12 protein-coding genes and 1 tRNA gene are annotated in these 11009 nt (G+C 56.9%); 6 read left to right on the top strand and 7 right to left on the bottom strand.

What is annotated here, in order from left to right:
- Positions 1-20: 20 nt before the first annotated feature.
- Complete coding sequence (gene hisI / locus OAN307_RS12130) at positions 21-380, top strand: phosphoribosyl-AMP cyclohydrolase (RefSeq protein ID WP_015500025.1); 360 nt, start codon at positions 21-23, stop codon at positions 378-380.
- Here hisI and gluQRS read toward each other — a convergent pair.
- From gluQRS to rocF, 5 genes are all read right to left on the bottom strand, one after another.
- Complete coding sequence (gene gluQRS / locus OAN307_RS12135; RefSeq protein WP_015500026.1) at positions 377-1237, bottom strand: tRNA glutamyl-Q(34) synthetase GluQRS; 861 nt, start codon at positions 1235-1237, stop codon at positions 377-379. The two genes, hisI and gluQRS, sit on opposite strands and share 4 nt — an antisense overlap.
- A gap of 48 nt (positions 1238-1285) precedes the next feature.
- Positions 1286-2641, bottom strand: coding sequence for a methylenetetrahydrofolate--tRNA-(uracil(54)-C(5))-methyltransferase (FADH(2)-oxidizing) TrmFO (gene trmFO / locus OAN307_RS12140; protein WP_015500027.1), 1356 nt, complete (start codon positions 2639-2641; stop codon positions 1286-1288).
- Between the two features lie 201 nt (positions 2642-2842).
- Positions 2843-5608, bottom strand: a complete 2766-nt coding sequence (gyrA, locus tag OAN307_RS12145) for a DNA gyrase subunit A (RefSeq protein WP_015500028.1) — start codon at positions 5606-5608, stop codon at positions 2843-2845.
- A gap of 207 nt (positions 5609-5815) precedes the next feature.
- Entirely contained in the window at positions 5816-6871 is a 1056-nt protein-coding gene (locus tag OAN307_RS12150; RefSeq protein WP_015500029.1) for an ornithine cyclodeaminase, read from the bottom strand.
- A 35-nt stretch (positions 6872-6906) separates the two neighbouring features.
- Positions 6907-7830 (bottom strand): arginase, encoded by a 924-nt coding sequence (gene rocF, locus OAN307_RS12155; RefSeq protein ID WP_015500030.1) that lies wholly within the window; start codon positions 7828-7830, stop codon positions 6907-6909.
- A gap of 106 nt (positions 7831-7936) precedes the next feature.
- Here rocF and OAN307_RS12160 point away from each other — a divergent pair, with 106 nt between their 5' ends.
- Positions 7937-8365, top strand: a complete 429-nt coding sequence (locus OAN307_RS12160; protein WP_015500031.1) for an Lrp/AsnC family transcriptional regulator — start codon at positions 7937-7939, stop codon at positions 8363-8365.
- A gap of 53 nt (positions 8366-8418) precedes the next feature.
- Here the strand turns inward: OAN307_RS12160 and OAN307_RS12165 are convergent, their stop codons facing one another.
- Both OAN307_RS12165 and OAN307_RS12170 read right to left on the bottom strand, forming a co-directional pair.
- Positions 8419-8868 carry a disulfide bond formation protein B gene (locus tag OAN307_RS12165; RefSeq protein WP_044043626.1) on the bottom strand — a complete coding sequence of 150 codons (450 nt, stop codon included), beginning with the start codon at positions 8866-8868 and terminating at the stop codon, positions 8419-8421.
- Positions 8865-9443, bottom strand: coding sequence for a YqaA family protein (locus OAN307_RS12170; protein WP_015500033.1), 579 nt, complete (start codon positions 9441-9443; stop codon positions 8865-8867). The genes OAN307_RS12165 and OAN307_RS12170 overlap by 4 nt, the downstream gene beginning before the upstream one ends.
- An 87-nt stretch (positions 9444-9530) precedes the next feature.
- Between OAN307_RS12170 and OAN307_RS26330 the strand changes: the two genes are divergently transcribed.
- From OAN307_RS26330 to OAN307_RS12190, 4 genes are all read left to right on the top strand, one after another.
- On the top strand, positions 9531-9737 hold the full coding sequence (locus OAN307_RS26330) for a neutral zinc metallopeptidase (RefSeq protein ID WP_187292458.1): 207 nt from the start codon (positions 9531-9533) through the stop codon (positions 9735-9737).
- A 69-nt stretch (positions 9738-9806) separates the two neighbouring features.
- Positions 9807-9892 (top strand) — tRNA-Leu (locus tag OAN307_RS12180).
- A 428-nt stretch (positions 9893-10320) separates the two neighbouring features.
- A complete protein-coding gene (locus OAN307_RS12185) occupies positions 10321-10785 on the top strand; it encodes a hypothetical protein (RefSeq protein ID WP_144055566.1) in 465 nt (154 codons plus the stop codon).
- 9 nt (positions 10786-10794) lie between these two features.
- Positions 10795-10986 (top strand): Ig-like domain-containing protein, encoded by a 192-nt coding sequence (locus OAN307_RS12190; RefSeq protein ID WP_044043630.1) that lies wholly within the window; start codon positions 10795-10797, stop codon positions 10984-10986.
- The last annotated feature ends 23 nt before the right edge of the window (positions 10987-11009 follow it).

Here is an 11009-nt window from a genome sequence, read left to right on the forward strand (position 1 = left end):
TTGCCAAAGGAAAACCTGCTATGTCCTTCGATCCAAATACTTTAATATATGATTCCAATGGCTTGATCCCGTGCATTGCGCAACAAAACGACACTGGTGAGGTGTTGATGATGGCATGGATGAATGCGACCGCAGTGGCGAAGACCCTGGAAACCAAGCGTGTCACCTATTGGTCGCGTTCGCGTCAGGCGTTTTGGATCAAGGGGGAGACGTCGGGACACACGCAGGAATTGATCGATCTGCGTCTGGATTGTGATCGCGATTGTCTGCTGGCCGTTGTGCGTCAAATCGGGGCGGCGTGTCACACCAACCGACGGTCATGTTTTTACACGTCGGTTACGTTTGGCGCTGAGGTCGAGTTGATGACGCCTGAGGGTTAAAGCCCGACCATGCGGCGAATATCATCAGGGCTGGCCCCCTCGGCGCGGTATTTGGCGATGGCGCGCGCATCGTCGCGTTTCGCCAACCGTTTGCCCGCATCATCACGGATCAGGCCATGATGATGGTATATCGGCGTGGGAAGATCCATAAGAATTTGTAATACAACGTGTATTTTTGTTGCCTCGAACAGGTCTTCGCCGCGCACCACATGGGTAATGCCCTGCGCCGCATCATCCAAAACGACGGATAAGTGGTAGGACGTTCCCATATCGCGCCGTGCCAGCACGATGTCACCAATATTGCGGATCGCGTCTTGGGCGGTGAATTCGATCAGGCCGGTTTCCCCGTTCGGTCCGTGGCCAGTCTCGTGAAACGAAAAGACGTTCTGACCGACAGCCGATGACATTAACAATCGCAACGCGGCGTCCTTGGGCGCGGGGTCATTTGGAGACGTGGCGCCATTGCTGCGGCAGGTGCCGGGGTAGATCACGCCGTCAGGGCCGGTGGGTACGCCAGCCCCTTCTTGCGGCGCTGCGAGGGCGTCAAGCACATCACGACGGCTGCAAGTGCAGGCGAAAACGGACTTATTCGCCCACAAACCGTCAAGTGCCGCGCCGTAGTGCGCAAGTCTGTCCGACTGGCGCATCACGGTTTGGGACCACGACAGACCAAGCCAGCGCAGGTCATTAAAAATTTGCGCCTCCCATTCCGGACGTGCGCGCGAGCGGTCAATGTCTTCAATTCGCAGGAGAAATTCACCACCGGCAGCCGTGGCCATATCCTGCGCCAAAAACGCCGCAAAGGCGTGGCCAAGGTGCAGTGGACCCGTGGGCGAAGGCGCAAAGCGCGTGATCATGCGCGACTGTCGGTTTGGTCCACCATTTTGCCAGCCTAGTCGTGGAAATCAGCTGTCGTCTAGTCCGGATTGATCCAGCCAGGCCTGCCATTCAACTTTGGCGCGGTCCGTGTAGGCTTTGTAACGGTCCTTGCGCCCGCGACGGCCACTTTTTAAGCCCTCAACAGGTGGAAATAGACCGAAATTAACATTCATCGGCTGGAACGTCTTAGCGTCGGCGCCGCCGGTGATGTGTGTGACAAGCGCGCCCGTTGCAGTGGTGTTCGGCACGGGCCCCAAGGTTTCACCGCGCATTTCGGCGACTGCCAAACGACCCGCAAGCAGACCCATTGCGGCGGATTCGACGTAGCCTTCGACGCCAGTGATCTGACCTGCAAACCGGATATTCGGCTTGGTTTTTAGGCGCATTTGACCATCAAGCAAAGTTGGTGAATTTAGGAAGGTATTGCGATGAATGCCACCAAGGCGGGCAAAGTTTGCGTTTTCAAGTCCAGGAATTCGTTTGAAAACATCGGTTTGCGCACCGTACTTCATCTTAGTTTGGAACCCGACGATATTGTAAAGCGTCCCCAACGCATTGTCGCGGCGCAGCTGTACGACGGCATACGGTTTGTTTTGTGGGTCGTGTTCATTGGTCAGGCCGACAGGTTTCATCGGGCCAAAGCGCAATGTCTCACGTCCGCGTTCTGCCATGACTTCGATGGGCAGGCAGCCATCGAAGTAACCTGCTGTTTCGCCTTCTTTAAATTCGGCTTTGTCTGCCGCAAGAAGGGCGTCGATGAACGCCTCATAGTCGTCTTTGGTCATTGGGCAGTTGAGGTAGGCCGTTTGCTCTTCGACCGTCTCGCCTTTGTCGTAGCGCGATTGCATCCAGGCTTTGGTCATGTCGATGCTGTCATGATATAAGATCGGCGCGATGGCGTCGAAAAACGCCAATGCTTCGGCGCCGGTTTCAGCCGCAATCGCGTCAGCCAATTTGCCGGATGTGAGCGGACCAGTCGCGATAATCCACTGGCCATCGTCAGGCAAGGTATCGATTTCTTCGTATGAAACCGATATGTTAGGGTGCGCAGTTAATGTCGCAGTCACGCTTTCGGCAAAGGGATCACGATCCACAGCGAGCGCGCCGCCGGCAGGCAGTTTATGCGCATCAGCAGTTGTCATGATGATGCCACCAGCCGCGCGCATTTCCCAGTGTAACAGGCCCACGGCGTTCTGTTCGTCATCATCAGATCGGAACGAATTGGAACAGACCATTTCAGCCAGATTGCCCGTGCGATGGGCAAAGGTTTCGACCTTTGGGCGCATCTCATAGATGACGACTTTCTGGCCAAGGTTGGCCGCCTGCCAAGCTGCTTCAGATCCGGCCATACCGCCGCCGATGATGTGGAGTGTGTTGTTCATATCTGGGGAGATAGGCTGTCAGGCGCTGCTTGGAAAGGGGGCAAAATCGCGTGGCACACACTGTACACAGAACGTACACAACGCGTGCACATCCGATATGTTTGCGCGGGTGGATTTCCAAATGCAAAAAGGCCCGCAGCGATGTGCGGGCCTTTCCAATTCAGTGCTGTGTCGGAGGCCAGTCGAGGAAAACGTAACTGTTTACGCCTCAGTCGTCTCGGTGACATCATCGCTGCCGGTGTCACCGCCCTCATCCGCTTGATCGGCGATATAGGCGACAGACACGACGATTTCGTTCTTGCCGGTGTTGAAGACTTTTACGCCCCCAGCCGAGCGTGAGCGGAACGAGATGCCTTCGACCGGAACGCGGATCGATTGGCCTTTGGAGGTTGCGAGCATGATTTGGTCGTCCCTTTCAACAGGGAACGAGGCCACAATTTCGCCGCCGCGCATCGCCTTGTCCATCGCCGTTACGCCCATGCCGCCGCGTCCGCGCAGGGGATAGTCGTGTGAGGAGGACAATTTGCCGGACCCGCCAGCTGTGATGGTCAGGATCAGGTTTTCAGCAGCCGACATTTCAGCGTAGCGTTCCTGTGTAATGTTGCCCGCAGGCACGTCTTCGTCTTCGATTTCTGCATCATCCGCCAGACCCGCCATGGCGCGGCGCATTTTGAGGTAGGCGGCGCGTTCGTCAGCTTCGGCCTTGAAGTGGCGGATCACGGACATCGACACGATTTTGTCGTCACCCTTTAGTTTAATGCCACGCACGCCAAGGGAGGCGCGCGAGTTGAAGACCCGCACATCGGTGGAGGCAAAGCGAATGGCGCGACCCGAATTGGTGACCAACATGACATCGTCATCTGCGCTGCAAATGCGCGCGTTGATAAGCTGCACGCCCGCATTTTCGCCTTCAAACTTCATGGCGATCTTGCCGTTGCGCATGACGTTGGTGAAATCGGACAGACGGTTGCGGCGCACGGTGCCAGCCGAGGTGGCGAAGACGATTTGCAGATCGTCCCAGTCTTTTTCGTCGCGGTCGACCGGCATGATCGCAGCGATGGACACACCCGTTGGGATCGGCAGGATGTTGACGATCGCCTTGCCTTTGGAGGTGCGCGACCCTTGTGGCAGGCGCCATGTTTTCAGTTTATAGACCATGCCGTCGGTCGTGAAGAATAACAGCTGCGTGTGGGTGTTGGCAACGAACAGCGTGGTGACGACATCGTCTTCTTTTAGACTGCCACCTGATACGCCTTTGCCGCCACGCTTTTGTGCGCGGAAATCGACCAGAGCGGTGCGTTTGATGTAGCCAGTTTCGGTCACGGTGACGACCATGTCCTGCGATTCAATCAGGTCTTCGTCTTCCATGTCGCCGGACCAATCGACGATTTGGGTGCGGCGGGGCACGGCGAACAGGGTCTTACATTCAGCCAGTTCGTCACGGATGATCTGCATGATCCGTTCACGCGAGGCTAAGATGGCGAGGTACTCTTTGATCTTTTTCGCCAGTTCTTCCAGCTCGTCGGTTACTTCTTTGACGCCGATCTGGGTCAGGCGTTGCAGACGCAATTCAAGGATGGCGCGGGCTTGGATTTCGGACAGGTTATAGGTGCCGTCTTCGTTTGCGGGATGGGTCGGATCGTCGATCAACAAAATGAACGGAAGGATTTCTTCGGCGGGCCACGCGCGGGTCATCAAGGCAGCACGCGCAGACGGTGCATCAGCAGAGGCGCGGATGGTTGCGACGACTTCGTCAACATTGCTGACCGCCACGGCGAGACCACACAACACATGGGCGCGATCGCGGGCTTTGTTCAGTTCAAACGCGGTGCGGCGGATCACGACGTCTTCGCGGAAATCGAGGAACGACGTCAGGAAGCGGCGCAGCGTCAGCGTTTCAGGGCGACCACCGTTCAAGGCCAGCATGTTGCAGCCGAAATAGGTTTGCATCGGCGTGAAGCGGAATAACTGGTTGAGCACGACTTCGGCGGTGGCATCGCGTTTGAGTTCGATCACCACCCGCACGCCGTTGCGATCGGATTCGTCCTGTACGTGGGAAATACCTTCGATTTTTTTGTCGCGCGCCGCTTCTGCGATGCGGTCAATCATTGTGGACTTGTTCACCTGATACGGGATCTCACTGATGATGATCGCAAAGCGGTCTTTGCGGATTTCTTCGGTATGGGTTTTGGCACGGGTGATGACGCTGCCGCGCCCTTCAAGATAGGCTTTGCGCGCACCGGCGCGGCCCAGCATAATGCCGCCCGTCGGGAAATCGGGGCCGGGAATGTATTCAATCAGGTCTTCTGACGTCAGGTCGGGATTTTCGATCAGCCCAAGGCAGGCATCAATGGCTTCACCCAAATTGTGCGGTGGAATATTGGTGGCCATGCCGACGGCAATACCGCCCGCGCCGTTGACCAGCATGTTTGGAAAACGCGATGGCAGGACGGTCGGTTCGCGGTCTTTACCGTCGTAGTTGTCTTGGAAATCGACGGTGTCTTTGTCGATGTCGGCCAGCATATAGGCCGCAGGTTTATCCATCCGCACTTCGGTGTAGCGCATGGCTGCCGGATTGTCGCCGTCCATCGATCCAAAATTGCCCTGACCGTCCAAAAGCGGCAGTGACATTGAGAAATCCTGCGCCATCCGCGCCAGTGCGTCATAGATCGCGCTATCGCCGTGCGGGTGATATTTACCCATCACATCGCCCACAGCACGGGCGGATTTACGGTAGGCTTTGTCGTGGGTGTTTCCGGCCTCATACATCGCATAAAGAATGCGGCGATGCACAGGTTTTAGACCATCGCGAAGGTCTGGAATGGCGCGGCTGACGATCACCGACATGGCGTAGTCGAGATAGGACGTCTTCATCTCCGCGGTGATGGAGATTTGTGGGCCGTCGTAAACTGGCCGTTCTGGTGGCATTTCACCCGTGTTTTCAGGAGCTTCTGGTGTATCGTTCATGTGATCTGCCTGCCTAGATTCGGTGGCCGTAGGGCCACGCTATATCTTGTTGAGCACAGCCTATCAGAGGCTAGGGATGGGGTGCAACGTGGCTTTTTGAATGGGCTGCGCTGATCCGACCAAGAGGCGGCCAGCCTCGTCGCTTTGCGCCCCCCCACGGGGATATTTTTGAGACAAAGACAGAGGCAAAAGCCGGAGCAAGACGCGCTATTTGGCGCGGTTCAGCATGCCATAAAGATCGCGCGGATCGTCGGGGTCGGCAAGCATGTCGAGGGCATCGAAAAAATCCGTGCCTTTGATGGCGTCTTTGATGCAGCGCAGGGCTGAGAAGTCTTCGATGGCAAAGCCGACGCTGTCAAACAGAGTGATTTGTTTGTCGCCCGCACCGCCAGTTTTGCGACCCTGCGTGCGGCCTGCGAAGACGTCGTGCAATTCGATGACGGGGTGGTCGGCGTCGAGCGCTTGAATTTCGCCTTCGACGCGGGTCTGTGGCGGATATTCCACAAAAATATCCGAGCGGTACAAGATGTCCGCGTGCAGTTCGGTTTTGCCCGGGCAGTCGCCGCCGATGGCGTTAATGTGTACGCCAGCGCCGACCATGTTGTCGGTCAGAACGGTCGCGTTTTGTTTGTCGGCGGTGCAGGTCGTGATGATCTGCGCGCCTGTGACGGCGTCTTCGGCGGTTGTGCAGGTCGTAACGTGCAAGCCGCTGTTTTGCAGATTGGTCGCGCATTTTTGTGTGGCGGCTGGATCAATGTCGAACAGGCGCACACGGGTGATGCCGCAGATCGCTTGAAACGCGCGGCATTGGAATTCTGACTGCGCGCCGTTGCCGATCATCGCCATGGTTGTGGCGCCTTTCGGGGCGAGGTGTTTGGCGGCCAGCGCGGACATGGCTGCGGTGCGCAGCGCAGTGAGCAGGGTCATTTCCGACAAGAGCACCGGATAGCCCGATTGCACATCAGCAAGCAGGCCGAAGGCCGTGACAGTTTGCAGGCCCTCGGCGGTGTTTTTCGGGTGGCCGTTGACGTATTTAAATCCGTAAAGATTGCCGTCCGATGTCGGCATCAGTTCGATCACGCCAACATCTGAGTGCGAGGCCACGCGTGGGGTTTTGTCAAACGCGTCCCAGCGCAGAAAATCTTCTTCGATGGCGTCGCAGATCCGAACCAGCATCGAAGACAGGCCATTGGAATTGACCAGACGCATCATGTTTTCAACAGAAACGAAGGGCACGAGCGCCTTTTTGGACGGGGTCAGCATGGGGAGTTCCTTAAACGAATGAGGGTGTTGAGGTGTTAGGCGAACGAACGAGTTGGGCGGTCGAATACGCGGCGGCCCAAAAGGGACGCGGTGAGGTCGACCATAAGGGAGGCAGTTTTGCCGCGCTCGTCCATAAAAGGGTTGAGTTCGACGAGATCCAGCGAGGTGACGCGGCCGCTGTCGTGCAGCAGTTCCATCACCAGATGCGCCTCACGCAGGGTCGCACCACCGGGGACTGTTGTGCCGACGGCGGGTGCGATGTCGGGATCAAGGAAATCAACGTCGAGCGAGACATGAAGCAGGCCGTCTGCAGCGTCTACTTTGGCGAGGAATTCGGCCAGTGGCGCGCGAATGCCGCCCTCATCGATGGCGCGCATATCGGCGATTTCAACATTTGTTCGGGCAAGGGCGGCGTGTTCTGCGGGATCAACGGAGCGCAGACCGATCATGCAGATATTTTCTGTCGGAACCGGATTGGTGACAACTGGAAAGTCATCAAACCCGTCTTGGCCGCTGAGATAGGCGACGGGTGTGCCGTGCAGATTGCCGCTGGCCGTCGATTGTGGCGTGTGAAAATCGCTGTGTGCATCAAGCCAGAGAACGAACAACGGCTTGCCGATGCTGGCCGCGTAATCCGCGATGCCAGTGACGGACCCAAGCGCGAGGGAATGATCGCCACCCAAAAAGATCGGCAGACCCTTCGGGGCCGCATCAAAGGCGGCTTTGTTCAGTGTGCGCGTCCAGCCAACAGTTTGGGGCAGGGCGATCAGGTGGTTGTGGTCGGGGATATCGGTGTCTTGCGGCGTGAGATTGCCGAGGTCGGTCACGCTGTGGCCGAGGTCTGTCAGGATGTCGCCCAGACGCGCGGTGCGGTAGGCGTCCGGTCCCATGATGCAGCCTTTGCGGTCTTTACCGCTGTCTACGGGCGCGCCGATGAGAAGGATGTTTTGCGGGGTCATGTGGTGGCTCCTGTCTGGTTGGGAGCATCATCGCAGGGGTTGATGTACGGTGGAAGCCAGCGCATTGTACAATTTGGGCGGCAATTGCGCAAAGTGGATAGATCATATGGACGATTTGGATAGTAAGTTGGTGCAGGCGTTGCAGCGTGACGGGCGTGCGGCGGTGTCTGAGCTGAGTGCCGATTTGGGCGTAACGCGGGCGACGATAAAGGCGCGGATGGATCGGTTGCGCGCATCAGGTGAGATTGCGGGCTTTACGGTTCTGACCCGCGCTGATGTTGTGCCCCATGCCGTGCGCGGCCTGATGATGTTGGGCATCGAGGGGCGCGGTACAGAAAAGGTCATGCGCGCGATTTCGGTGCTGGTTGAGGTGCAGGCGGTGCATTCGACGAACGGCACATGGGATTTGATTGTTGAAATCGGGACAGAGACGCTGGATGCTTTGGACGCTGTGTTATTCGCCGTTCGCCGCATGGATGGTGTCACGCGGTCGGAGACAAGTTTGCTTTTGTCGTCGCGGCGGGCTGGGCGTTAGGGACGCGGCGCAGTTGGAAGGATTGCGTGCGTTGGGGGGGCAAGAAAGCGGCTTTAGCGGCGGGCGGCGGCGATCCAGATGCCGACCAGAGCGAAAGAGAACAAAGCGTTAAACGAGGCCATCGACAGGCCCATCAGCGACCAAACCACATCGTCGCACATGACAATACGCGCGATATCGGTGTTGAGCAGGTTATTCGTGTCCAGCCCGCTAGAGCCTGAACAGCTTGTCGGACCTTCCCACCAGTCGCGTTCTACGCCCGTATGATACAGGCCGATTGCGCCGGTTGTCAGCGCCGCGAGGCCGCCTAGAATCGCCAGTGGTGATTGCAGCCGCGGCTGTGCCAATGCCAGAACACCAATGACGCTGGCCACCGCGTGGGGCCAGCGCTGCCACAGACACATTGTGCACGGTGCGTAGCCGAGCGATTGAAAGACGAACGCGCCAGCGAGGAGGATAAAGCTGCCAAAGGCGGCAAGGGCGGTGAGCTGTGTTTTGGTCATAGATAGCGCATTAAGATGAAACCGCCGATCAGCACAACAAAAAACACTGTGAATACGAGGCCGAGGCGCTTTTCGATGAAGATACGGATTGGTTCGCCAAATTTCCAAAGCAATGCTGCGATAATAAAGAACCGCAGGGCGCGCGCGAGAATGGATGTCGCGATGAACGTGCCGATGGGCATCGCTGTCCAGCCGGACATGATCGTGATGACCTTATAGGGGAACGGCGTGATGCCCGCGACCAGCACGGCCCAGAACCCCATGTCATTAAACCGCGTGCTTAATTCTTCCATCGAATGGGCTTTGCCGAGCGCCTGAAGGATCGGTTGGCCAATGGCGTCGAATGCGAACATACCGATTGCGTAGCCGAACACCCCGCCAAGCACAGAGGCCACTGTCGTGACGCCTGCGATCAGGAAGGCACGGCGGGGCATGGCGACAATCATCGGAATCATCATTAAATCCGGTGGGATCGGGAACACTGAACTTTCAATAAATGCGACGGCTGCAAGCGCCCAAAGCGCATAAGGAGATTGGGCGAGGGACAGGGTCCAGTTGTAAAGACGACGGATCATTGGGAACTGCTCATTTTTTTGTTTTGATTGTTAGGCCATGAGAAGACTGTTTGGTCAACCGCAACAATGCGCGAGGGGTGGGCTTTGATGACGTGGCAGGGCAGACGTAGACGCCGCAACATTGAAGATCGCCGATCCGCCAACGTTGGTGTTCTTTGGGACGCAGGGCGCACCATTCAGCCGCACACAATCACCCATGCCACATCTGAGCAGTGCCAGCGCTGGTTTCGAACCGGTTACGGCGCTGCGCAGATCACGGCCTGTAATAATACATTCGAAACCAATAAACTGTAATTGACCCGCAGATGCGTTATGGCCGTTGACGCCACGCGGGACGGGGGGTATTCGCTGCCCGTCGCGTATGCCGGTGTGGCGGAATGGTAGACGCAGGGGATTCAAAATCCCCCGATGGTGACATCGTGCCGGTTCGAGTCCGGCCACCGGTACCACTTTTGTGGTCCAGCGCGCGACATTGGTGAATTAACAGTCATCCTGAATAATAAGTCCGAAACGGGCGAGTGATGAAAATATAGCTGATTTAGGCTATTTGATTGGTCCATTGTTTTCCAAGTCGAAACAAAGCGTTTCTATCATGCCCCGTCAAATACAACCCAAAGATGGAAAGCGTGCCGCGCAACAAGAGTGGTTTTCAAAATTGCGCCATTGTTCGCTTCTTTGATCTCAAAATTGCCTGTTGCCAAAATATGCCTGACTAGGGGGCACGCCGGCTGACTGGGCTAGCCGGATCGAGGTTTTTTATCTCGGTGAATATGTGGTGTCTGCGGAAACGGATTTAACCTGTTCTTTGGCGGATGAGAATTTGATCATTTTTTGCGGTCAGCGTATTTGTGACCTGTGGTTCCGAACAGCGGATCACATGTGCACCAAGGACATGAAGGTAAGTGAGCATTGCGACGGGACCGTCGGCGGCACGGCCGTCAACGACCAGGTCATCCTCGGCTATATTGATGCTGACGGGGGCCAAATCGACAACGACGACGCGATCCTTGCGGGCAATTTCATCGATGACAACCTTGTTTGCGGCTATGGCGGCGACGATTCCATCGTTGTGGACTATGGCGGCTCTGGTGATGACCCCATTGATGGTGACAGCTCACTTAAGTCCACGACGAACGACGAAGACAGCAGCGACAGCTTCCAATTTGATTTCTCCAACCCGGTTTCCAACGTTGATTTCAACAACAACGGCACGGTTGTGTTTGTCGATGGCAGCGGCGTGCCGACTGGCGCAACACTGGCCTTCACCGACATCGAAAATGTCATTGGTAACGAAGTGAACCGTGGCACGGTTGCGGGCGACCGTGTGGCGACTGTTGATTAAGACGGATCCGTGGACATCATCGTTCAGGGCGACGACAGCGATCCGGACGGAGATGATCAAGACGTTACTGGCGCGACCAGCCCGAACTGGACGGTTACGGTCCACGGCGACAACGCGCTGACGTTTGTTCTGGTAGAGAACTTTAACGGCGACACTGCAATCACGTACACAATTGATGATGGCAACGGCGGCATGGCGTAGGCCGCAGTCAATGTCCATGTCAC

Source organism: Octadecabacter antarcticus 307, from assembly GCF_000155675.2.
Lineage (GTDB): Bacteria > Pseudomonadota > Alphaproteobacteria > Rhodobacterales > Rhodobacteraceae > Octadecabacter > Octadecabacter antarcticus.

Excerpts from the sequence above, each read along its gene's own strand:
- OAN307_RS12185 (WP_144055566.1), top strand. The coding sequence starts at position 10,321 with ATGTGCACCAAGGACATGAAGGTAAGTGAGCATTGCGACGGGACCGTC.
- trmFO (WP_015500027.1), bottom strand. The coding sequence starts at position 2,641 with ATGAACAACACACTCCACATCATCGGCGGCGGTATGGCCGGATCTGAA.
- OAN307_RS26330 (WP_187292458.1), top strand. The coding sequence starts at position 9,531 with ATGACGTGGCAGGGCAGACGTAGACGCCGCAACATTGAAGATCGCCGA.
- OAN307_RS12160 (WP_015500031.1), top strand. The coding sequence starts at position 7,937 with ATGGACGATTTGGATAGTAAGTTGGTGCAGGCGTTGCAGCGTGACGGG.
- gyrA (WP_015500028.1), bottom strand. The coding sequence starts at position 5,608 with ATGAACGATACACCAGAAGCTCCTGAAAACACGGGTGAAATGCCACCA.
- hisI (WP_015500025.1), top strand. The coding sequence starts at position 21 with ATGTCCTTCGATCCAAATACTTTAATATATGATTCCAATGGCTTGATC.
- OAN307_RS12170 (WP_015500033.1), bottom strand. The coding sequence starts at position 9,443 with ATGATCCGTCGTCTTTACAACTGGACCCTGTCCCTCGCCCAATCTCCT.
- OAN307_RS12150 (WP_015500029.1), bottom strand. The coding sequence starts at position 6,871 with ATGCTGACCCCGTCCAAAAAGGCGCTCGTGCCCTTCGTTTCTGTTGAA.
- rocF (WP_015500030.1), bottom strand. The coding sequence starts at position 7,830 with ATGACCCCGCAAAACATCCTTCTCATCGGCGCGCCCGTAGACAGCGGT.
- OAN307_RS12165 (WP_044043626.1), bottom strand. The coding sequence starts at position 8,868 with ATGACCAAAACACAGCTCACCGCCCTTGCCGCCTTTGGCAGCTTTATC.
- gluQRS (WP_015500026.1), bottom strand. The coding sequence starts at position 1,237 with ATGATCACGCGCTTTGCGCCTTCGCCCACGGGTCCACTGCACCTTGGC.